Origin of the sequence: Prevotella sp. 10(H) (genome assembly GCF_000711235.1) — a bacterium.
In the GTDB taxonomy this organism is placed as follows: Bacteria; Bacteroidota; Bacteroidia; order Bacteroidales; family Dysgonomonadaceae; genus Dysgonomonas.
Genome location: NZ_JOMI01000003.1, coordinates 288,614 through 312,473, shown reverse-complemented (window position 1 = coordinate 312,473; position 23,860 = coordinate 288,614). Strand labels below are relative to the sequence as shown.

The window sequence follows — 23,860 nt, the reverse complement described above, 5'->3', positions numbered from 1 at the left end:
ATTAATTATTTCACATAAAATACAGGAGCAAAGTACGGCCTGTTAACCCATTTGCCGTTAAACGGATTAAGTTCACGTATAACCCCTCCTTCTATACCGAATTTTTGTGTTACTTTCACTTCAATGGTACCGCCGTAGTATGTACTCGGATACATATTCAGCATAGGACCGGCTACACCGTTATGTTTTGCCCTTAATGAATATTGGCCGTACCCGTTAAGGCGTATGCGGTCGTGCAGGATAAACTTTATTGACCCGTTGACTCCCCCGTCATTGTAGGTGGCACCAAAAAGGTTATATTTAGATGCATAAGGTCCGGCTGAAACAGCAAGCCATTCGAGTGGCTGATAATTAAAACGCATGCTTACGTCCCGTGATGCACCTAACAACGGATATGTGACATAAGAAGAGCGTGACGACAGCCACATCCGGTCTGAATAGATATGACCCGAACTGAATGAAAAATCATTGGCAAAGGGATCCTTTGTAAATGTATTACTTTCGAGAGGAGGCCCCAGATAAACATCTAATGGAGGAAGATGTAGATCGGGAACACTATATTCCTTATCTTCATTCAACAATGGATGATAAAGCGATGCTTTGGATCCGGCCTGATTATTTGCATTTTCCCCATTAAGCTGCAAATAGTTATCAAGCTTTTCATCAATCTTCAAAGATTCCTTTTTCAATGGGGGAAAGCTATCTTTGGGAACTTCAGTCTGGCTATACACGATAGCCGGGACTGCTAAGAGTAATATAAAAACCAGTTTTTTCATAACATCCCGTATTTAATTACTTTAACTGTAAAGTTAATAAATTATTGTCAGTTATTAAAGGAGATTTTCTGATATATTTTCCTTTTATTTCTTTTTCTATGGTATGCATATATTTTCACCTTTAATCTTCAAATTAGGTAAAACTTATCTAAGTTTACTATTAATATATTTATACATATATATAATTTTTATTATTTTACAAATACATTAATATATTGTAACTTTGTATTAAATAAAAAACATTTTACATATTAAAATGTTTATACTCAAAAAGATTATAAAATAAACGAAAGGATAATTTATATGAAAACAACATTATACCGCGCTTCATCGAGAGGTCACGCTTATCACGGATGGCTTGATACATATCACACATTCAGTTTTGCAAATTATTACAATCCCGAACGCATACATTTCGGTGCACTTCGTGTTGTGAACGATGATATTGTAAAAGGCGGTGAAGGTTTCGGAACCCACCCGCACGATAATATGGAAATAGTTTCCATACCATTGTACGGCGATCTCGAACACAAAGACAGCATGGGACACACAGAGGTGATACGTGCAGGTGAAGTACAGGTTATGAGTGCCGGTTCGGGTATTACTCACAGTGAGTACAATTCGAATGAAGAAAAGCCTGTAAACTTCTTCCAGATATGGGTTTTCCCGGATACAAAAAATGTAACGCCTCGCTACGATCAACGGGCATTTGATTTCTTACACAATAAGAATGAATTGATACAGATTGTCGGGCCGAAAAACGATGCTGATAATACCGGGATGTGGATACACCAAAATGCATGGTTCAGTATCGGTACTTTCGAGAAAGGCAAAGAAATAGATTATAAAGTAAAAAGAAAAGGTAATGGTGTTTTTGCAATGGTTATCGAAGGTGAATTTACTGTCGAGGGGCAGAAATTAAATCACAGGGATGCAATAGGCATCGAAGACATAGACAATGTGAAAATAACCGCCGATTCTGATAATGCACGCATCTTAATTATAGATGTGCCAATGGAATTTTAGTGATAGGTAATTGTAAGGAGCAATATGTAGGAGTCCGGAGTTTTATAACCCGGGCTTTTTTTATTGTTCTTTGTCAAATGCTATAAAATTATTATTCAGCCTTTTTACTTTGCTCTTCACAACTTTTGCATCATGGCAATAAATTAGTGTATTTTCATCCCCTGCAATCTCAGACAGAAACCTTTCTTTTTCCTTGACAGAAGTAAGCGCATTTATATCATATGCCGATATCCATTCCAGTGGCACATGTGAAGAGGTTGGAATAAGGTCTCCGGGAAAAATGTGCTGTCCGTTGTCAGTATCTATATAAACTACTATCTGTCCGTCGGTATGCCCGTCGAAAAACCGCAGGACAATACCTTCAGTCAGGTTCATATCTTCATCTACCAGATTCAATAATCCGGCATCATATATAGGCAGGATATTTTCAGGGAAAATAGAATCGGCTTCCAAACGGTTAGGTTCCAGAAGATTTATCCATTGCTTACGGCTCAACCAATATCTTGCATTAGGAAATGACGGTGTTATCTCTCCGTCTTTGTTTATGCAGGTAGCATAGCCGCAATGATCGAAATGAAGATGCGTAAGTATTACATCTGTAATATCCGACGGCGAATATCCATAATCTTCCAAGGCTTCATCCATTCTCTTCAGCTTATGAGGCTGATAATAGGAAACCTTATCGAGATGCTTATCTCCCATACCTGTATCGATTAACACTTTCCTGTCACTTGATAACGCCAAGACACAACGCATAGCCAACCGACAGAGATTATTTTCATCCGATTCATATTTCCTCTGCCATGCCCGCTTCGGTATAGCGCCGAACATGGCGCCTCCGTCGGCCATTATATATCCGCTTTCTATTATTTTGATCTCAACCATACTACTAAGATATAAAAAAAGAAGAGACGGTTGTCGCAACCATCTCTTCCAGACCTTAACACTAATATAAAACTAACATATACTATGATAAAAACAGGCACAAAAAATCAACTAAACAATCTATCTAACACACTATGAAAAAAGTAAGAACCTGTTTTGTAGATTAAACGTTATTTGATGTCGCTTTGTTCAATCGAGGACATATATATTTTGTATATAAAAAGAGAACCCGCATGAATGCACAAATCCGGAACATTCATTTAATAAATTTATTATTTACCTTTGTATTTGATCTCGAAAAAAACAATATCATATGCTCATTGCAAAAAAATTAAAAGAGGAAAACATCGGCGAATATCTGCTTTATATGTGGCAGGTCGAAGATCTCATACGCGCCAGTAAACTCGACATCGGAAAAATAGACGACAGCATTATATCCAAATTCGGAGAAACAGACGAAGTAAAAAAAGAAATCAGGGAATGGTACGAAAACCTGATAGATATGATGCGCAGGGAAAACGTAATAGAGGACGGGCATCTGATAATAAATAAGAATGTGATCTCGGAACTGACTGAGTTGCATCTCAAATTACTAAAATCGCCGAAAGAGTCTGCTTATTCCGAAGCGTATTATAAAACCCTACCTTACATTGTGGAATTGAGAGCTAAAGCTCCTGATAAAAATGTTCCTGAAATTGAAACCTGCTTCACCGCCCTATATGGCTATTTGTTGATGCGTTTGCAAAAGAGAGAAGTGTCGGGCGAAACACAGGCAGCGATATCCCAGATTTCATCTTTCTTGCGGCTATTATCGCAGAAATATAAAAGTGATCGCGAAGGTACACTCGATTTATAAGATCAGTGCTTATGCTTTTTCTCCCATATGCGGCGGCGTATCAGCGTATCGCTAATTAAGAGTAACAATACCACACAGGCAATAGATATAATAAACGGATCGAATTTGATATCCGGCATATTAAATGATATATCCAAATCTATTGGCTGGAAATCAGTTTTCAAAGAGAATCCAAACCACCAGAAAATGAACGCAGGGATACCCAGCATACCTGCAATACCGCCGATAATAGCAAATATAGCTTTCAGATTTTTCTTCTTCGATTCTTTTGCTGATAGAATATGTACACGTTGCATCAGGCGGTCTTCAAATCCTGATGACGGTTCTTTTTGTTCAATCTCCTGAAATAAACTCCTTAGTTTATCTTTATCATCTATATTCATAGTCGTATGAGTTTATTTATTTCAAAGTTCATAAATTTTCTTATCCTGTGCAACTTTACTTTTACATTCGCCACACTGTTATTCGTAATCTCACTTATTTGCTGTATACTCTGATCGTTCATATAAAACATTGTAATCAGCAAAGCATCGTCAGGCGGTAACTTTTTTAAGACAACATCCAGATAGTGCAGTCTTTCTTCGGTACTCACCTCATCTATATCATCGGATATGTTATCATCAGGCAGGTTTGCATAATTATCTTCATAAGCCGTAAACTCATATCTGCGCTTGCGCAATTCTGATATAGTAGCATTATAAGCTATACGATACAACCATGTGGCAAAGCCCGATTCTTCCCTGAATTTATCCAACGACTGGAAAGCCTTTATAAATACTTCCTGCGTTATATCTTCCGCATCGGCAGGACGGGTGACAATCTTGCTGACAATGGTAAATACCATTCTCTGATAACGGCGCACAATATGCACGAATGCATCGGCATGACCATCCTTGATCCTGCGCACGTAATAGATGTCGTCAAAATCTGCCATACCCGTATGACGCGAAGAAGTTTGAAAGGTTACAAATGTAGAGGTAATTTTTTTCAGGGAAAATTTTTTAATTTAATTTGTAACCTTTCCGATAACTGTGCGTCAAAATGGGCAAACAAACAAAATGTTTAACTAATAAAATAGAAAATTATGGAAATGATTGGAATAGTGAGTATAATAGCCATCATCACTCTCGGTATTTACCGTTTATTCGAACTCTTTGCCCGCCGTAAAGAACGTATGGCTGTAATTGAAAAACTATCGGTCGGCATCGATCCCGAAGTATTGAGAAATCAGTTTAAAATGCCTGTTTATAAGGAACTGACTTCCGGTTCATGGGCTATCCGCGTAGGGCTCTTATTGATTGGTGTAGGATTAGGCGTTGTCATTGCAGCCATAGTAGATTTACTGGCTGTTCCGCCTGTTGAAACAAATGACAGAGTATTCTATGAGTTCCGCAATACAATATCGGTTCTTTACCCTGCGTGCGCTGCTGTATTTGGTGGTATCGGGCTTGTAATCGCCTATTTTGTAGAAAAGAAAAACGAGAAAACATCCGAAAAAGAGTAATACCTTTCGTCTATGAAAGACAGGCTAACACCTATAATATTGACTTTAATCATACTCCTGATCGTTTTCGGAGCCTGGTTTGCAGGACGTCAACAAGGATGGTTTATGAGTAAATCTTCAGACGATTTCAATATCTGCCTTATAGGAAGCGATACAATCAGTATTCAATATAAAGCTCCCGATTATGGGATTACCGGATGGAGTTCCCGAAGAGAAGATAATGATAATGTATTACATATAGAAGTTGAAATTTCCAGATGGAACCAACGTGGTATAACCGTAATCATTGATACATCTGAAGTCGAATATATAGAATTGTACGGAAAGAATTTTTTGATAAAAGATCTGCAGATCTGCAAATAATTTTTGTTTATGATATCTTAAGGCGTTGTATCTTCCGGTATAACGCCTTTTTTACACAATAAACGTATTATTTAGTTAAAAATGATAAAATACTCACATTCTTAGTGATAAATATATAATTCTTACGACAAATTCGTAGAGACAAGATAAACTAAATAAATCTATTTATATCTTAGCCGTCCGAAAATTAACTAAAAACTAAAAAAAACTGTTATATGAAATTCCGCTTATTGTTAATCGCCCTGTTAGCTTTAACCGCTTCGTTCGCTTCGGCGCAGACCAATGCCAATGCAACAGTAGTTAACGTACAAATAAAAGGACAATTGGTAGACTCGGTCACCAATGAAACCATTCCTTATGCCACAATAAAAATAACTGAAAAGGATAATCCTGCTAAATTGATAAAAGCTGTGGCAAGTGACGATAACGGAAAATTTCAGGTATCGATGAATAAAAAGGGTGAATATCTTTTTATTGCCGAATACATAGGTAAACAAACAATAACAAAACCTATTGAAATAGGAAATACTAAAACGCTGGATTTAGGTACTATCTCTATGCCGGATAATGCGCAGGCATTGTCGGAGGTGGTAATATCCGCACAGAAACCTCTCGTAAAAGTCGATCTCGATAAAATCACTTACAGTATGGAAGACGATCCCGAAGCGAAGACCAACAACGTACTGGATATGTTGAAAAAAGTACCGATGGTAACAGTCGACGGAGAAGAAAATATACAACTGAAAGGATCGTCGAACTATAAAATATATCTGAACGGGAAGCCGTCCAATATGATAACCAGCAATCCGAAAGATGTATTGCGCAGCATGCCGGCAAGTTCAATAAAAGACATAGAAGTAATTACCGACCCGGGAGCTAAATATGATGCAGAAGGTGTAGCCGGAATCATTAATATTATCACCCAAAAGAATACATCGATGGGAGGTTATACTGCCACACTGAACGGGCGCGTGGATGATCTCGGCGGATTCGGCGGAGGTGCATACGTGCAGATGAAATACGGGAAAATAGGCTTCACAGGAGGATATAATTATCACCAATACAGACGTCCTAGAGGAACATCTAATCGTTTTACAGAAGAATATGCGAATAACGATAACAGATACCTGCATGAAGACGGTTTTTCCAAAAATAAAGGAAACGGACAATATGGTAACGGGGAACTCAGTTTCGAAATAGATACCCTCAATCTTATAAATGTTGGGTTTAACCGCTATTTCGGTGAAGGGAACTCGAACAGTGAACTAATCTCCGAAATGCTGAATGCAAACAGGGATACTCAATATAAATACGCGCGCAACAGTCATTCTAAATTTAACTACGGAGGTACTGATGTGAATGTGGACTATCAACGTACGTTTAAGAAAAAAGACCAGTTGCTGACTGCATCTTACAGATTCAGCCAAAGCCCGAATGATTCGGAATCGGACAATATCATTAATCCGATAACCGGAACACCGCCTTGGACAGCCGAAACCAACAATCAATACTCAGATGCCGATATGAAAGAGCATACTTTTCAGGCTGATTTTGTTACTCCGTTTGGAAAAGTACATAATCTGGAAGCAGGGGTTAAATATATTATCCGTATCAATCAGAGCAATAGTGGCTATGATTTTATTAATGCTGATGGAGAATGGGTTAATAAACCCCAGATATATGATGAATTTAAACACGAACAGGATATCGTTGCCGCATACGGAGGTTATAGCGCTAAATTTAAAAAATGGGGTTTAAAAACAGGATTACGTTACGAAGCGACATGGCTGGAAGCAAAGTTCCCGAAAGACATAGACAGAAACTTCAAGAACGACTATTCGAATCTTGTACCATCTGCCACAATAACATACCAGTTGAAACCGTCTCAAAACATTCGCTTAGGATACAATATGCGTATACAACGGCCCGGAATATATCAATTAAACCCGTATGAAGATACATCCAATCCTAATAACATCAGAGTGGGTAACTCTGAACTGGATGCAGTAAAAAATCATAATATAAGCCTGAATTTCGGTTCTTTCAGTCAGAATCTTAATTTTAATGCGAATTTGTCTTACGACTTTGAAGACAATGGTATAGAAAATATCACAATACGCGAGAATGGTATTTCTACAACAACTTATCAAAATATAGGTGAGCGGAAGAATCTGGGCCTTTCAGGCTATATAAACTGGAGTCCTAACGATAAGATTCGTGTGTATAGTAATATGTCGGGAAGATATGTCGACATAAAATCAAGCACCGACCCTATTACTAATAAAAGGATGACCAACAGTGGTTTTTCAGGGAACATAGTTGCAGGAGGACAATATTCATTCCCTCAAAATTTCAAAGCATATGTCAATACAGGCTATTTCAGTCCATGGATTATGCTACAAGGCGAAGGATCATCATTTTTCTTCCACAGCGTATCTTTCTCTAAAGGTTTCTTAAAAGATAGATTACAAATACGCGCATATGCACAGAATCCGTTCAAAAAGGATAATGAATTCAAGAATATAACTCAAACAGATACTTTCTATAGCGAATCGCGGAATTCAAACAGGATGCGCAATTTCGGTATTGGAATATCGTTCCGCTTCGGTGAAATGAAAGCCCAGATCAAAAAAGCCCAACGAAGCATCAGAAACGATGATAGCATGGGCGGAGGTCAGGGAGGAGACCAAGGCGGACAGCAGAGTGGCGGACAGAACTAAAAATTATATTTAAAAATATTCGGAAGAGACCTTCTATATTTAGAGGGTCTCTTTCTTTTTTCAGAAAAAATATTCATACATTTTTTGCAGCATTATTAATTAATATTACATTTGTACATAAATAAGAATATAATACACATATAGAGACACACTAATGAAATACGATTAACTTATGCACAATTAATGGAAAATAAAGAAAATATATCGATGATAACAAAAGCCATGGAGTTACTGGAAATGTTATCGCGGTATCCGGAAGGGCTAACCCTACAAAAAATGGTGGAATTGCTCAATTATCCGAAATCATCTGTACATAAAATATCATCTAATCTGCTTGAACTCGGATATATCGGCCGTGAGCCCGATAGCCTGCGCTATTTCCTTACCCACAAATTACTATTAATAGGGCTGGCTGCTATAAGCAACTATGATATAATAGAAAAGTCGGAGGAGTATATGCGCCGCCTGCGCGATAAGATCGGTGAATCGGTAATGATAGGAACGCTTGTTGATACAGAAGTCGTTCTCTTAAAACAAGTACAGGGAAATCTCGATTTTGTATTTACCCTGAAACAAGGTATGCGCTTTAATCTCCATTCCACAGCACCGGGAAAAGTTTTACTGGCTTTCATGCCCGAAAAGAAGCAACGTGAAAAGTTAGCCACAATCAGTTTAGATGCTATAAATGAGTATACTATCACCGAAAAAAACATTTTGAAAAACGAACTCGATAAAATAGTTGCCGATGGCTATGCACTCGACCTGAATGAAACGGTAAAGGGTGTGCATTGCATTGCCGCACCGATATTCGATGAGAAGGGATGTGCTATTGCATGCATCTGGACATCAGGACCTGCCGGCCGTCTGACGGAAGAAAATATAAAAAACATCGGTTTACTGACAAGAGAAGCCGGACTGGAGATATCACGTAATATAGGATATAAACATACATCAAAATAAAAAACCGAAAATGAAAAAACTTGCAATCGGCCTGTTGGCCTTAATTTTATCACAGATTATGACAGCTCAAAGTCTCGAAAAAATGCAATGGTTCAATGAACCTGAAAAATGGGAAATCAAAAACAATACATTAACAATGTTCGTAACCCCGCAAAGCGATTACTGGCGTATCTCACATTATGGCTTCACTGTTGATGATGCTCCTTTTTATTATACAACTTACGGGGGTGAGTTTGAAGTTAAAGTAAAAATCACAGGAGATTATAAAGCGCGTTTTGACCAAATGGGGTTGATGCTGCGTATCGATCATGAAAATTATATAAAGGCGGGCGTAGAATTTGTGGACGGCAAGTTCAATCTAAGCACTGTTGTTACTCACAAAACAAGCGACTGGAGCGTTATTACGCAGGACAAGACGCCTCCGTATGTTTGGATTAAAGCTGTACGCAGGCTCGATGCTGTAGAAATATTTTATTCTTTCGATGATAAGACATATACAATGATGCGCAATGCTCACTTGCAGGATAATCGGCCTGTTATGGTAGGGTTAATGGCTGCTTGCCCAGACGGAAAAGGGTTCGAAGCGAAATTCGAAAATTTCAAGGTGACTCATTTGCCTGATCAGCGTCGTTTGGAATGGTTGAAAAATAATCAGTAATAAAGGTAAGAGCGGAAACACTTCGCTCTTTTTTATTTCATTTAGTTCAATGCATACATATTTCCGGGCAGATTTTTTATAACTGCTTTCATCTCCAGTTCCAAAAGTGTAGTAAATAATTGATATGCAGGAATAGAGAGTTCCCTTGCCAGTTGGTCTATATGCAAAGCTTCGATAGTGGTAAGTTTATCGACAATACGCTGTTCTTCATCCGTCAGCACAAGGAACAAATCCTGTTGTCGCGGCATTTTCTTCTTTTTCTGAGATTCGGTATCCCAGCCCATTTGCTGAAGAAAATATTCTGCAGACTGAAATAAATCGGCTTTATGGGATGCAATCAACTTGTTACATCCTCGCGAAAACCTATCAGTCATCTTTCCGGGAACAGCAAACACATCTTTACAATACGAATTAGCAATTTCGGCAGTAATCAAGGAGCCGCCTTTCTCATCCGATTCTACTACAATTACAGCATCGGCCATCCCTGCCACTATACGGTTGCGACGCACAAAATTGTGGCGGTCAGGATCAGTTCCGCTTGTGAATTCAGATAACAAACCACCATTATCAATCATTTCCGTAGCAGTTTGTCTATGTACTGAGGGATAGAGAATGTCCAACCCATGAGCAAGAACTCCTACAGTCGGAAGACCATATTTCAAGGCTGCTCTGTGCGCATGAATATCTATGCCGTATGCAAGGCCACTAACAATAAGTGTATCAGGATATATTCCGGCAATCTTTTCTAAAAAAGCCCCACAAAAATTATTCCCATAATTTGTAGAATTCCGTGTACCTACTATACTTATAACTTTTTCAGCATTGAAATCAGTTTTTCCTTTGAAGTAAAACAATATAGGGGCATCAGTACATTCTCTCAGCCGATGAGGATAATCTTTATCACTGACAAAATAAGTGGATATATTATTTTTTTCTACAAAATCCAGTTCTTTTTCTGCATTCAGTAATACTTCGGGTTTCAATATTTCGTCGACTAAACGGGAGGAGAGTCCGGAGATATTCAATAATGATTTTCTGCCCGACTTAAATATTGCTTCTTCATCACCGACTACCTGCAATATATTTCGCGCTGTAATATCCCCTACTCCGAATATACGGGTAAGTGCTATTTGGTACAGTCGTTTATCAGCGGAGTTATCCATTTGCGATAATTTCTGCCTGTGGCTCTATTATCATTCCGTCTTTCATATGTACGGTGCGGTCGGTTATTGAAGCCAAATGTTCATCATGCGTCACAATAACAAAGGTCTGCCCTAATGTATCACGCAATTTGAAGAAAAGTTGATGTAATTCTTCTTTATTCTCCGTATCGAGACTTCCGGATGGTTCATCGGCAAGGATTACGGCCGGATCGTTTATCAGGGCGCGGGCTACTGCAACACGCTGTTTTTCCCCTCCCGAAAGTTCGTTCGGCTTATGTTCCATACGAGAAGACAGACCAAGCATATCGAGCAATTCTTTTGCTTTCGCCTTAGCCTGAGAATCTTTTACCTTGCCAATCAAAGCAGGAATCATCACATTCTCCAAAGCAGTAAATTCAGGTAAAAGCTGATGAAACTGGAATACAAATCCAATATTTTTATTTCTGAAATCAGATAGTTTGGAATCACTAAGCTTACTTAAATTTTGATTGTTTATAAATACAGTCCCGCTATCAGCCTTATCTAACGTACCCATTATTTGCAGTAAGGTTGTTTTTCCGGCACCACTCGCTCCTACGATAGATATTATTTCTCCCTTTTCCACACGGAGGTTGATACCTTTCAATACTTTAAGTGTACCAAAACTTTTCGTTATACCTTCTACTGCAATCATGTTAATGTTTTATAGAAGAAACTACATAAATATCAACTTATGCATCCTTCATTATTATTTTAATTTTTTAAATGCCTATGCCGAAATAATCGAATCCGGCATCGTTCATTTCCTGCTTGTTGTATATATTTCGTCCGTCAAAAACAACCGGCTTATTCATTGTTTTCTTTATAACCTCCCATGTCGGCAAGCGGAATTCATTCCACTCTGTTACCATCAGTATAGCATCAGCATCGAGCGTCGCATCGTATATATCTTTTGCATATACTATAGTATCTCCTAATTTATGATTTCTGGCCTCTTCCATAGCAACCGGATCGTATGCTCTGACTTTACCTCCGGCTTTCAATATCTTATCAATAAGCACGAGTGAAGGAGCTTCTCGCATATCGTCGGTTTTAGGCTTGAATGCCAGTCCCCATACTGCGATAGTCTTCCCCTTTATATCGCCGTTGTAATATTTCATCAATTTATCAAATAAGATATTCTTCTGGCGTTCGTTTACATTTTCTACAGCCTCAAGGATTTCCATATTGTAGCCAAGTTTTTTAGCTGTATTTATAATAGCTTTTACATCTTTAGGGAAACAGCTTCCTCCATATCCGCATCCCGAATAAAGAAATTTAGAACCTATTCGTGCATCTGAACCAATGCCTTTCCGTACCATCGTTACGTCAGCACCAACTATTTCACAGAGATTAGCTATATCATTCATAAAACTGATACGTGTGGCAAGCATTGCATTAGCTGCATATTTTATCATTTCTGCCGAAGGAATATCAGTATATATGATACGATAATTATTGAGGGTAAATGGTTTATAAAGTCTTTCCATTAATTTCCGAGCTTCTTCCGATTCCACGCCAACAACCACACGATCCGGCTGCATAAAATCTGTTATAGCCGCTCCCTCTTTCAAGAATTCAGGATTTGAGGCTACATCAAATTTCAGGTCGGATTTACCCCTTTTATCCAGTTCTTCTTGTATGGTTCTCTTAACTAGTTTAGCTGTACCGACCGGAACAGTGCTCTTGGTAACGATCACCATATATTTATTCAGATTTTCACCTACTGTACGGGCAACATCCATTACATATTTGAGATCAGCACTTCCATCCTCATCGGGAGGTGTACCTACTGCAGAAAACACAATATCTACATCATTGATGACAGTACTCAGATCAGTTGTAAAGTGTAGACGACCTGCCTTATGATTACGTTCTACCATCTCATCCAGCCCGGGTTCGAAAATTGGTATAATACCGTTTTTCAGATTTTCTATTTTCTTCTGGTCAATGTCTACACAATAAACTTCAGTACCCATTTCTGCAAAACAGGTTCCTGTAACAAGACCTACATATCCAGTGCCGACTATTGCTATTTTCATTCGTTTTTAATATTAAGTATCAAATCTAGTTGTAAACGTTTGTTTTTTTGCGGGACAAAGTTAATATTATTCTTTTATTCAGCCTAATTATTAGGTTGAGATAAGCTTAAAAAGGCATCTTCAAAAGAAATAAAGAAAACTAACGGTTAAAAACAACTTTCACGGATATCGATCTTTTCCCTACTTTCCCAATATAATTGCATAACATCTGGGATTATCCATTTCTTCCAAAATTTAGCCCAACAATTGTGTAAAAAAATAACATTTGTTCTCCAACTTATTTTTACCTTTTTAGAATTCTTTTCACTACCTTTGCATGCCTATTAGAAAGTCAATTTATTAACTGAAATAAAAATATGGTTTCTTTCTTTCAAACCTCTGACAAAGGCATTATTGCCGTCCAAACAAGCTCAAGTCTTAGCGCCGATTTTCTCCAACGCCTTACATGGGCTTTCAGTGGTGCAACCTTGCTCGAAGCAGATAATGTTCCGGGCTTTTTTGTTGGTCCGCGCCGCGAAATGATTACCCCATGGAGTACCAATGCCGTAGAAATTACCCAAAATATGGGAATAAGCGGAATAATGCGTATCGAAGAATTTTTCCCAGTAGAAACAAACGATGCAAAGCATGACCCGATGCTTCAGCATATCTATGACGGACTGAATCAGGAAGTATTCAATATATACAAGCAGCCTGAGCCGATTCTTGAAATAGACGATATTGAAGCCTACAATATACAGGAAGGACTGGCGCTAAGCGAGGATGAAATAGAATATCTGAACAATGTAAGCCAGAGACTAGGTCGGAAACTGACGGATAGCGAAGTTTTCGGTTTTTCACAAGTAAACTCCGAGCATTGCCGTCATAAAATCTTTAACGGTACATTTATAATCGACGGGGAAGAGAAAGAAAGTTCATTATTTAAGCTAATAAAAAAGACATCGCAGGTAAACCCCAATAAACTAATATCTGCATACAAAGATAATGTAGCTTTCAGTCAGGGACCTGAGATAGAGCAATTCGCTCCCGTAAACGGAGAAAAGCCAAGTTTCTATCAGAAAAAATCAATCAAATCGGTTATTTCCCTGAAAGCAGAAACACATAACTTCCCTACCACTGTAGAGCCTTTCAATGGTGCATCTACAGGTTCGGGTGGTGAAATCCGTGACCGACTGGGCGGAGGAAAAGCATCTTTACCAATAGCCGGAACAGCCGTCTATATGACTTCTTATCCACGCACAAAAGCCGGAAAACCTTGGGAAGAAACAATGCCCGAAAGACCATGGCTATATCAGACACCGGAAGAAATATTGATAAAAGCATCGAACGGGGCATCCGATTTCGGAAACAAGTTCGGGCAACCGCTTATCTGTGGTTCATTACTCACTTTCGAACATCTGGAGAATCAAAAAAAATTCGCTTACGATAAGGTAATCATGCTGGCCGGAGGTGTAGGCTTTGCCAACAAACGCGATGCATTGAAAGGAGAACCGAAGCCGGGCGAAAAAGTGGTTATTCTCGGAGGCGACAATTACCGCATCGGAATGGGTGGTGGTGCCGTATCGTCTGTCGACACAGGGCAATTTTCGAGCGGTATAGAACTGAATGCGGTACAACGTGCTAATCCCGAAATGCAGAAACGTACGGCAAATGTTATCCGTACTTTAGCCGAATCAGAGGATAATCCCATTGTTTCTATTCACGACCATGGCGCAGGCGGGCACTTAAATTGCTTGTCGGAACTAGTGGAAGCTACCGGAGGGAAAATAGATATATCGAAACTACCTATCGGCGATCCTACCCTATCTTCTAAAGAAATTGTGGGTAATGAAAGTCAAGAGCGTATGGGCTTACTTATTCCCGAAGATGCGACCGAAAAAATACAACGTATCGCCGATCGTGAACGTTCACCGATGTACGTTGTTGGAGAAACCACAAACGACATGAAATTCGTTTTCGAGCAGGCTGACGGAAAACGTCCTATCGACCTGAAACTGGAAGACTTCTTCGGAAAAGCACCGAAAACAATCATGCGTGACGAAACAATCGATGAATCATACGCTAATCCGGAATATGACATAAATAAACTGGAAGAATATATAAAGAATGTGCTCCAACTGGAAGCTGTTGCCTGTAAAGACTGGCTGACAAACAAAGTCGACCGCTCGGTAACAGGTAAAGTTGCCCGTCAGCAGACACAGGGCGAAATACAATTACCATTAAGTGACTTAGGCGCTGTTGCCCTCGATTATAAAGGTAAGGCAGGTATCGCTACTTCTATAGGTCATGCACCGCAGGCAGCTATGGTAGACCCTGCCGCAGGTTCGGTTCTAGCAATAGCAGAATCTTTGACTAATATCATATTCGCACCAATCGAAGACGGATTGAAAGGCATTTCACTCAGTGCAAACTGGATGTGGCCTTGTAAAAACCCGGGAGAGGATGCACGTCTTTACAAAGCTGTGGAAGCCTGTTCCGATTTCGCCTGCGAACTTGGGATAAATATTCCGACAGGAAAGGACTCACTGTCCATGACTCAAAAATACGGTGATGAAAAAGTTTATTCTCCGGGAACAGTGATTATCTCTGCTGCTGGTGAGGTAAAGAATATCCGTAAGATAGTATCGCCGGTGTTGGCTTATATCAAAGGAACATACCTCTATTATATAGACTTCTCTTTCGATACATTCAAACTTGGAGGTTCTGCTTTTGCCCAAACCATGAGCAAAGTGGGCGAAGAAGTACCAACGGTGAAAGACCCTGAATATTTTAAAAATGCATTCAATGCCGTACAGGAATTGATAGACAGGGGGCTTATCCTTGCCGGGCATGATGTTTCTGCTGGAGGTCTGGTTACAGCTATGTTAGAAATGTGCTTTGCCAATCCGCAGGGAGGACTTGAAGCACGTCTTGATAAGCTGCACCATGCAAACCTTATAAAAGTATTATTCTCCGAAAATCCGGGTATCCTCATTCAGGTGAAACATCATCATCTGGTAGAAAAAATACTCGACGATTATGGCATCGGTTTTGCCATTGTCGCACGCCCTATCGAAGAGCGTAAGCTGGTGATACAAAAGGATACTTTCTCGCAGGAATTCGACATAGACGAACTTCGCGATGTTTGGTACGAACCGTCTTACCTACTAGATAAGAACCAAACAGCAGGGAGTCTTGCTGCCGAACGTTACCAAAATTATAAGAATCAACCTCTTCAGTTCAAATACAATCCTTCCTTCACAGGGAAGTTTAGTCAATACGGCCTTGACCCTAACAGGACTCAACCGACCGGACTTAAAGCCGCTGTTATACGTGAAAAAGGTACGAACAGTGAGCGTGAGATGGCTTATTCGCTATATCTTGCAGGCTTCGATGTGAGGGATGTACATATGACCGACCTTGCTTCGGGACGTGAAACACTGGAAGATATCAACCTGATAGTATTCTGCGGCGGATTCTCTAATTCCGATGTACTCGGCTCGGCAAAAGGATGGGCAGGAAGCTTTATTTATAATGAAAAGGCTAAAGAAACTCTTCGTAAATATTATGAACGTAAAGATACGTTGAGCCTCGGTGTATGTAACGGTTGCCAATTGATGATGGAACTTGACCTCATCTATCCGGAACACGACAAGCATCCGAAGATGGAGCATAACCGTTCGCACAAATACGAATCGATTTACTTAAGTGTAGAAATACCTCAGAATAATTCCGTTATGTTCGGTTCACTCTCGGGAAGCAAACTCGGTATATGGGTAGCTCACGGTGAAGGTCGTTTCGCAATGCCGAAAGCCGAATCGGAATACAATGTGGTAGCGAAATATATCTATAGCGGGTATCCTGGCAATCCTAACGGTTCCGATTACGATATTGCAGGAGTGGTATCGAAAGATGGACGACATCTGGCAATAATGCCGCATCTGGAACGTTCGCTGTTCCCATGGCAATGTGGATACCAGCCGTTCGAAAACCGTAAGGATGACTTTACTCCGTGGATGGAAGCATTTGTAAATGCACGAAAATGGGTTGAGAATAACAAGTAAGTATATATTTTAAAGGCACGGACATAGAAATTCGTGCCTTTTATTTTTATTGCCATACTGATATAATTGATATCTTTATGGCAAAAATTTAATAAAAATGACAAAGAGCAGTAATAGCCCGGTATCTTTCTTCTCATTTTTGAAAGCAAAAGAACAGCGTATAGACTGGATTATTTTAATCTTTAGTTGCCTGATCGGATATATAATTATAAAAGTATGTTACCCTTATCCTGCCACTATTTCCGATTCAGGAACGTACGTTCAGGCTGCTGCCAGCAATACATTTAATTTCTACAGGCCGTTCGGATATTCTTATTTCCTACGATTGGTGCATTCTTTTTCATCAAGTATGAATGCTGTAGTAATAGTACAAATGATATTTTATCTCCTATCAGTATCATATTTCTCTTTTGTCATAAAATATATACTTCCTCCATTTAGCAAAATACTGTGGCGCGTCCTCTTATTTTTCTTCATATTCAGCCCTGTTGCCATATATATGGTTAATGCGCTGATGAGTGACCTGATGTTTGCCGTGATGATTTATTTCATGCTTGCATCGTTTATTTTCCTTCTAAAAAAACAAAGTTGGTTTACTCTCTGTATTTTCCTATTATCGATGTTCTTTGCCTTGCATATAAGATATTCGGCCATGATGTTTCCTGTCTTGTTTATCTGTTTTTTCTTTATGATAAAAGGGAAAATACGCTGGGTCGGAATAGCCGGGATCCTTATTTTCACTTTTACCTTTTACAATCAGGTAAAGAAGGACATGAGAAAGACTACGGGATTCGACCAATTCTCAACAGGATTCGACGGCTGGCAACTGGCTAATAATGCCATGCATGTAATTCCCTATATTGATTTGCCGCCGGAAAAGGTCAAAGACCCCGAAATGAAAGTGCTGCATCAGTATATGATGACCCAGAAAGATGTCATCAGGGAACGTACGAAAAACGGAACCGAGGCCGTTGCTGCATTCATGTGGATAAATGACTTGCCACTAAAGCAATTCCTGTTTGCATATACACAGCAGACCGGAAATCCTTATTCTTCTTCGTGGATATGGCTCGGGAGTCATAACTATAAAGATTACGGAAGTTTCCTTATTCGAAAATATCCGTTGAAATTCATGCAGTATTATTATCTACCAAACAGTAAGCATATATTTTACCCCGACCACCACGAAATCATAGGAAAGTACTACCCTATCGAAATGAAAAATGTATTGGAATGGTATAATGTACCTGAAAATACGGATATGAATGCAAAACATACAATATACAGTGATTTCGTCGATGATTTGATAACAATATCCTACCCTGTAGTATGGCTTCTTATTCTCATTATGGGAGTCCTCAATATTGTGTTGAGAAAACAATTGATATGGAGAGAAAATGAGAAAAAGATATTCTGGATTATCGTTATCACAGGAATAATGTATTATGCGGCAACAGTCTTTGCAAGCCCTGTATCAACACGGTTCTGGATACCTACCAATGCGGTATTGTTTACTGTAGTATATATCCTATCAAACAGGTTATTAGAATACAAGTATAACAGAAAGAAAAAAGATATTCCGGAAAAATAAAAAGAAAATGCACGGTTTCGAACCCGTGCATTTTTAATATCAATCATTTTTTCTTTCCAATCCAGGTCGCCTTTTTCCAGACATATTCCAACGGGCCTTGTTTATGTGATTTCAGCCAGTAATATGCAAAAGTATATTGTATGGCAAAAATGCCAAGACCAACGAGTATCGATGTTGTTACCGTAAGATAAGCGGAAATACCAATGCCCCAGTTATAGAAAATGAAGCCGCCTATTATCGACTGGCTTATATACATTGTCAGGCTCATCCTTCCATAAGACTCGAATTTCGACAGATATTTGCCCAGTGAACTCTTATAATAGACGAGAATAAACGTCGACATCAGAAAAGCCAGAAATGCAAATGAAGAGTAACATCCTAATATAATTTTCAATTGATGCCTGATAACTTCATTCTCGACAAATTCATTCATTATAGATGTAAGCCCTGCAAGAGGCAAGAAGCAAATGATGCCTATAACAAGCGCTTTCCGCCAGAATATAATGTTCTCTTTCGTATTTATAAATAATTTACGACGGCCTATCAGCATACCGAACATAAACAAAGCTGCGACCTGAAATACACGGCCCTCGCCCGTCCACCAGTAAAAACTATACAACTGACTATTATATACACCTTTTACCATATCCAAAAGATTTCCGTCAGTTAGTACAGGTATGGTTTTATAGTAATATTCGAGGAACAACTTAGGGCCGATTGTACTTTCGCCGGTGATTAAAGAACTGACAATAGTACCCCATTGAAGAGGCATAAGGAATAAGATGATGCCTAGTATGAGAATTGTCTTGTCGGAAAGCCTTGCTGTAATAACCAATAGCAAACCGACTATTGAGAAGAGCACTAAAACATCTCCCGTATAAAATATAGAATTGATTACACCCCATAAGAAAAGTAAAACCATTCGCCAGACAAAACGTCCTCTGAAATCGTTTCCTTTTTCCAGCTGGTTATTATCCTGTATGAAAAAGCTGAACCCGAATAGCAGTGCGAATATAGCATAGGCTTTTCCCGCAAAGACAAAAGGCACGGAAGTGCCGAGGACAGCATCGATAAACATCAATAATTTATTATCGACTACAAGATGATTAAAAAGGTTGAATTGCTCATAACTATGCATTAGCAGAATTCCGAAAATAGCAAAGCCTCTAAGGGCATCGGCTACATTTACTCTTTTCATTGGGCGTTAAAATTAATGCACAAAACTATAATAATTAATTTAAAAACAATCTCTTTCCGGATTAATATAATCGGAGAAAGTGAGTCCTTACGCTTTAAGCTTCAATGATAGAATGGAAAGTCGTATATTTGCACTTACAATTATAATAATATATTACATGACGGAATCCTTATTCGAATATAAAATGAAAGTGCGCGATTATGAATGCGACGCGCAGGGCATAGTCAATAATGCCAACTACCAGCATTATTATGAAGTAGTACGTCATGAGTTTCTGGAGCAGCACGGTCTGAATTTCTACGAATTGCATGAGCAGGGAATAGACGCAGTAGTTGTGAGTGTATATATACGTTACAAGCATTCTTTGCGCGGGGCTAATGATTTTATCTGCACTGTCGATTCTATAGAGAAAGACGGTATCCGGTATATATTCAACCAGAAAATAATCCGGCTCAAAGACAATAAAGTTTGTTCGACCGCAAGGGTAGAAACCGCTTGTATGGTAAACGGAAAGGTGAAGAAGCCCGAGTTATTCGATAAGGCTCTTAGTAATATGCTAATTAGTTAATATACCAATGTGCCAATAAATAGTACATTGGCATATCGGCACATCGATTCATTAAACTATTTATATATGGCGTTAATATTTGAAAATAAAATGAAAGTACGAGATTACGAATGCGATTCGCAGGGAGTAGTCAACAATGCTATATACCTCCATTATTTCGAAGCCACCCGCCACGAATTGATGGAAAAATGCGGATTGCGCCTCCGCGACCTCACGGATGCCAATATCATACCCGTAGTACGGAATGCGAATATAAGTTACAGGAATTCCCTGAGAGGCTCGGATGCATTCATTTGTACTGTAGAGGCCGAACGCAAAGGGGTAAGATATTACTTTAATCAACAAATAATAAGGATTCCCGACAACACTTTATGCGCCAATGCTGTTATAGAAGTAGTGTGCCTTATCGACGGGAAAGTCGCAGCACCCGATATGTTCGACAAAGCTTTTGCAGATTACATAACATGGAATAAATAAAAAATGAGTTCAAAAATAACAATATATGTCGCCCGCCATGGCAAAACAATGATGAATACCCTCGACAGGGTACAGGGCTGGTGCGACTCGCCACTAACAAAAGAAGGAATAGACGTAGCCCGCTATCTGGGTTACGGGCTTAGTGATATTAATTTCCGCTCAGCCTATTGCAGCGATTTGCGACGGACTGTACAGACCACAAAAATTATCTTAGGTGCCAAAGGACAGGACGATATTCCCGTGATAGAATTATCAGGCCTGCGCGAAGCTTGTTTCGGCAGTTTCGAAGCAGATTTTAATCATTTTATGTGGAACAGTGCCGCATTATATCTTCACTATACTTCTATGGAAGGTATGATTAAGGCGATCATGGAAAAGGAAATCAGCTATAGAGAAGTACTGAATGCCGTGAAGAAACTGGATAAAATGGGTATGGCAGAAGACTTTGCACAGGTCGAAGCCCGTACACAGGAAAGCCTTTTTGAGATTGCACAGAACGAATCCCAATATGGAGACGGAAATGTACTGGTAATCTCTCACGGGATGAGCATACTGGCCATGCTTTTAGGCTTGGGAGGCGATAAATTATTTAAAAAGCCGCTTGAAAATGCAGCCGTATGCAAAGTAACTTATCAGAATGGGCAATTCACTGTAGAATCGATGGCTGACATGAGTTATGTGGAAAAAGGGAAAAAAGAAGCAGCAGTAATATAAGATATTTATGAGAAAAGTATTTGCAATTATAATTTTTACATTATCAACCATTTCGTTACTTGCACAATCAGGTAAGATAAAAGAGGCAATTCCAACTATAGCATACGATAGCACCGCAAACTTTCTGGGTAAAAATGCAATGGGATATACCGGACAGGAACTTTATCTGAAAGGTCTTGATAAATCTTCACAGTCATACGGATATAGCAATTTCATCCTAAAATATAAAAAAGACGACGAACTGCTGAATGACGAAAAGAATATTTACAAACCGAATGATAATTACAATTCGAGATACGAAGATCTTGCCGGAAAATACTTCCATGTACTTGAAGTTATCAGACATCCGATGTCGACAAAAGATAAGGATTTCAAAGATGAATTTTATTTGAAACTGCAGGAATTATCAAGTGGAGATATCATGTACTATAAATATAACGTAGACTCGGAATATACTTTCCCGTTTATTGTCAGAGGCTTCTTTGAAAAACAAAAGCAATTACTAACTGGCAAAGAATATGTGATATCAGACGATATATTGAAAATGTCGCGCAATCTTGTTACAGGCAGTGCTTTAACTTTCACTACCGGCCAGACATGGAAATGCATCGATGTAACAATGGATAATACGACCAATGAAATGTCGCTGGTATTACAGAATGCGAAAGGGCTGAAAACCGTAATCCCCTACTCTACTATATTAAATACCGAAAGTATCAAGAAAGTATATACCGCAGAAGAAGCAAAAGAGCTTACGAAAAAGTATAACGTGAATAACTTCCGGCGCATTCTCCAGAACAAAGTTCGTGTAGGGATGACAAAGGAAATGACGCGGCTGGCATGGGGAGAACCCACTGATATAAACGAATCAGGAAAAACTGAACAATGGACTTATCCTGCCGGAAAACTGACTTTCAGCGGTGATAAGATAATAAGCACTAAATAAAAGTCTTAAAAACAATGTAATGGATAAAACACAGACTGCCCAAAAAGCGTCTATCTTCAGCATCATAGGCAATACTTTACTTGCATTATGTAAATGGCTTGCCGGATATTTCGGAAATTCCTATGCCCTTATTGCCGATGCTATAGAATCCACTGCAGATATATTTTCTTCTATTCTTGTATTGCTCGGTATCCGTTATGCCAGCAAGCCTGCCGATAGTAATCACCCGTATGGGCATGGACGTATAGAGCCACTTGTTACTTTCGCCGTGGTCGGTTTTCTTATCATTTCCGCTACTATTATTGCTACAGAAAGTATTAATAATATACGTACCCCGAATGAAGGCCCTAAGCTATTTACATTGTTCGTTCTAGGGGCTATCATTGCATGGAAAGAGATTTCTTACCGCATTGTTATCAGAAAAGCGAAACAGACAGGTAGTACTTCCTTAACAGCTGATGCCTGGCATCACAGGAGCGATGCTATAACATCTGTCGCTGCCTTTATAGGTATATCTATAGCTATTTATATGGGTGATGGTTATGAATCGGCCGATGACTGGGCTGCCCTCTTTGCATCAGGTGTAATTTTATATAATAGTTACAGAATACTGAAGCCGGCTTGGGGGGAAATAATGGACAAAGATACATATACCGATATGGCAAACGACATTTCTAATTTCTCAAAAACTGTAGAAGGTGTTTTGAATACAGAGAAATGCCATATACGCAAAACGGGTATGTCATACTATGTCGACCTGCATATTATTGTAGATAAGAACATAACCGTAAAAGAGGGGCACGATATTGCTCACAATCTAAAACGCAGGCTCATGGAATATAAGCCTGAAATTGCGGATGTACTCATACATGTAGAACCGTCGAAGTAAGTTTCAATCAGATAAAAATACTTTTATAATACACCAGATACCATTTACCTTTAATCCTTTTGTACTTCTCAATTATATCGACACCTGAATCCTGTATATATACCCGGTGAAATACTTCGTCGGCATCTTCTTTTATTTCTACCTGATATTCATCAGTATCGACTTCGTATATCGAATTAGTTAGCATTTCCCAGTCTGTTTCCTCGATCTCACCGGTTATTTCTATATCTTCATCGATAATCTCACCTTCGAGAGGAAAGTTGATACGGGATAATTGGAACTCTTCATCCGTGAGGAATTTTTCATAAAAGTCTTTGAAATTTTCCGGGGCTTGTTTTGTGCTTTGCAGATCGTTTGCAGCTTTGCTGTTCAGGTTACAGGCCATTAAGCCTAATGTGGTTATTATACCCAATATTACCGCTATAGTTTTCATAGGTTTGTTCTTTATTTCTCCTTAAAGATA

23 protein-coding genes are annotated in these 23,860 nt (G+C 39.0%); 14 read left to right on the top strand and 9 right to left on the bottom strand.

Annotated elements, in window-relative coordinates:
• Positions 1–5: 5 nt before the first annotated feature.
• Positions 6–776 carry a hypothetical protein gene (locus K348_RS0106750; protein ID WP_029904203.1) on the bottom strand — a complete coding sequence of 257 codons (771 nt, stop codon included), beginning with the start codon at positions 774–776 and terminating at the stop codon, positions 6–8.
• 303 nt (positions 777–1,079) lie between these two features.
• On the opposite strand from K348_RS0106750, the gene K348_RS0106745 reads away from it, so the two are divergent.
• Entirely contained in the window at positions 1,080–1,802 is a 723-nt protein-coding gene (locus K348_RS0106745) for a pirin family protein (protein WP_029904202.1), read from the top strand.
• Between the two features lie 60 nt (positions 1,803–1,862).
• Here K348_RS0106745 and K348_RS0106740 read toward each other — a convergent pair whose 3' ends face one another.
• On the bottom strand, positions 1,863–2,687 hold the full coding sequence (locus tag K348_RS0106740) for an MBL fold metallo-hydrolase (RefSeq protein WP_029904201.1): 825 nt from the start codon (positions 2,685–2,687) through the stop codon (positions 1,863–1,865).
• Between the two features lie 313 nt (positions 2,688–3,000).
• Between K348_RS0106740 and K348_RS0106735 the strand changes: the two genes are divergently transcribed.
• Entirely contained in the window at positions 3,001–3,543 is a 543-nt protein-coding gene (locus K348_RS0106735; protein WP_029904200.1) for a DUF4924 family protein, read from the top strand.
• Positions 3,544–3,545: 2 nt separating this feature from the next.
• Here the strand turns inward: K348_RS0106735 and K348_RS0106730 are convergent, their stop codons facing one another.
• Both K348_RS0106730 and K348_RS0106725 read right to left on the bottom strand, forming a co-directional pair.
• Positions 3,546–3,926 (bottom strand): hypothetical protein, encoded by a 381-nt coding sequence (locus tag K348_RS0106730; RefSeq protein WP_029904199.1) that lies wholly within the window; start codon positions 3,924–3,926, stop codon positions 3,546–3,548.
• Entirely contained in the window at positions 3,923–4,477 is a 555-nt protein-coding gene (locus K348_RS0106725) for an RNA polymerase sigma factor (protein ID WP_029904198.1), read from the bottom strand. The genes K348_RS0106730 and K348_RS0106725 overlap by 4 nt, the downstream gene beginning before the upstream one ends.
• 150 nt (positions 4,478–4,627) lie before the next feature.
• On the opposite strand from K348_RS0106725, the gene K348_RS0106720 reads away from it, so the two are divergent.
• The 5 genes from K348_RS0106720 to K348_RS0106700 all read left to right on the top strand — a co-directional run bounded on the left by K348_RS0106720 (position 4,628) and on the right by K348_RS0106700 (position 9,748).
• Positions 4,628–5,047 carry a DUF6249 domain-containing protein gene (locus tag K348_RS0106720; RefSeq protein ID WP_029904197.1) on the top strand — a complete coding sequence of 140 codons (420 nt, stop codon included), beginning with the start codon at positions 4,628–4,630 and terminating at the stop codon, positions 5,045–5,047.
• Between the two features lie 12 nt (positions 5,048–5,059).
• Positions 5,060–5,410, top strand: coding sequence for a hypothetical protein (locus K348_RS0106715; RefSeq protein ID WP_029904196.1), 351 nt, complete (start codon positions 5,060–5,062; stop codon positions 5,408–5,410).
• A 215-nt stretch (positions 5,411–5,625) separates the two neighbouring features.
• The gene (locus K348_RS0106710) at positions 5,626–8,130 is read left to right on the top strand and encodes a TonB-dependent receptor domain-containing protein (RefSeq protein WP_029904195.1); all 2,505 of its coding nucleotides are present in this window, start codon (positions 5,626–5,628) and stop codon (positions 8,128–8,130) included.
• Between the two features lie 183 nt (positions 8,131–8,313).
• A complete protein-coding gene (locus K348_RS18990) occupies positions 8,314–9,090 on the top strand; it encodes an IclR family transcriptional regulator (protein WP_029904194.1) in 777 nt (258 codons plus the stop codon).
• Between the two features lie 10 nt (positions 9,091–9,100).
• A complete protein-coding gene (locus K348_RS0106700) occupies positions 9,101–9,748 on the top strand; it encodes a DUF1349 domain-containing protein (protein WP_029904193.1) in 648 nt (215 codons plus the stop codon).
• Between the two features lie 41 nt (positions 9,749–9,789).
• Here the strand turns inward: K348_RS0106700 and dprA are convergent, their stop codons facing one another.
• The 3 genes from dprA to K348_RS0106685 form a co-directional block, all read right to left on the bottom strand.
• A complete protein-coding gene (dprA, locus tag K348_RS0106695) occupies positions 9,790–10,911 on the bottom strand; it encodes a DNA-processing protein DprA (RefSeq protein WP_029904192.1) in 1,122 nt (373 codons plus the stop codon).
• The gene (locus K348_RS0106690; protein WP_029904191.1) at positions 10,904–11,584 is read right to left on the bottom strand and encodes an ABC transporter ATP-binding protein; all 681 of its coding nucleotides are present in this window, start codon (positions 11,582–11,584) and stop codon (positions 10,904–10,906) included. The genes dprA and K348_RS0106690 overlap by 8 nt, the downstream gene beginning before the upstream one ends.
• A gap of 67 nt (positions 11,585–11,651) precedes the next feature.
• Positions 11,652–12,971 (bottom strand): UDP-glucose/GDP-mannose dehydrogenase family protein, encoded by a 1,320-nt coding sequence (locus K348_RS0106685; protein ID WP_029904190.1) that lies wholly within the window; start codon positions 12,969–12,971, stop codon positions 11,652–11,654.
• 356 nt (positions 12,972–13,327) lie between these two features.
• Between K348_RS0106685 and purL the strand changes: the two genes are divergently transcribed.
• Both purL and K348_RS0106675 read left to right on the top strand, forming a co-directional pair.
• Positions 13,328–17,014, top strand: coding sequence for a phosphoribosylformylglycinamidine synthase (purL, locus tag K348_RS0106680; RefSeq protein WP_029904189.1), 3,687 nt, complete (start codon positions 13,328–13,330; stop codon positions 17,012–17,014).
• A gap of 97 nt (positions 17,015–17,111) precedes the next feature.
• On the top strand, positions 17,112–18,605 hold the full coding sequence (locus K348_RS0106675) for a hypothetical protein (RefSeq protein ID WP_029904188.1): 1,494 nt from the start codon (positions 17,112–17,114) through the stop codon (positions 18,603–18,605).
• 43 nt (positions 18,606–18,648) lie between these two features.
• Here the strand turns inward: K348_RS0106675 and K348_RS0106670 are convergent, their stop codons facing one another.
• Positions 18,649–19,803 (bottom strand): DUF418 domain-containing protein, encoded by a 1,155-nt coding sequence (locus K348_RS0106670; protein WP_029904187.1) that lies wholly within the window; start codon positions 19,801–19,803, stop codon positions 18,649–18,651.
• Between the two features lie 157 nt (positions 19,804–19,960).
• Here K348_RS0106670 and K348_RS0106665 point away from each other — a divergent pair, with 157 nt between their 5' ends.
• The 5 genes from K348_RS0106665 to K348_RS0106645 all read left to right on the top strand — a co-directional run bounded on the left by K348_RS0106665 (position 19,961) and on the right by K348_RS0106645 (position 23,397).
• Positions 19,961–20,371 (top strand): thioesterase family protein, encoded by a 411-nt coding sequence (locus tag K348_RS0106665; protein ID WP_029904186.1) that lies wholly within the window; start codon positions 19,961–19,963, stop codon positions 20,369–20,371.
• A gap of 66 nt (positions 20,372–20,437) precedes the next feature.
• A complete protein-coding gene (locus tag K348_RS0106660) occupies positions 20,438–20,848 on the top strand; it encodes a thioesterase family protein (protein ID WP_029904185.1) in 411 nt (136 codons plus the stop codon).
• A gap of 3 nt (positions 20,849–20,851) precedes the next feature.
• Positions 20,852–21,562: a histidine phosphatase family protein gene (locus K348_RS0106655; RefSeq protein ID WP_029904184.1), complete on the top strand. Its 711-nt coding sequence runs from the start codon at positions 20,852–20,854 to the stop codon at positions 21,560–21,562.
• A 7-nt stretch (positions 21,563–21,569) separates the two neighbouring features.
• Complete coding sequence (locus K348_RS0106650; protein ID WP_029904183.1) at positions 21,570–22,508, top strand: hypothetical protein; 939 nt, start codon at positions 21,570–21,572, stop codon at positions 22,506–22,508.
• Between the two features lie 19 nt (positions 22,509–22,527).
• Complete coding sequence (locus K348_RS0106645; RefSeq protein ID WP_029904182.1) at positions 22,528–23,397, top strand: cation diffusion facilitator family transporter; 870 nt, start codon at positions 22,528–22,530, stop codon at positions 23,395–23,397.
• Positions 23,398–23,404: 7 nt separating this feature from the next.
• On the opposite strand, the gene K348_RS0106640 is transcribed toward K348_RS0106645, so the two are convergent.
• Positions 23,405–23,830 carry a DUF4348 domain-containing protein gene (locus tag K348_RS0106640; protein WP_029904181.1) on the bottom strand — a complete coding sequence of 142 codons (426 nt, stop codon included), beginning with the start codon at positions 23,828–23,830 and terminating at the stop codon, positions 23,405–23,407.
• Positions 23,831–23,860: the final 30 nt, after the last annotated feature.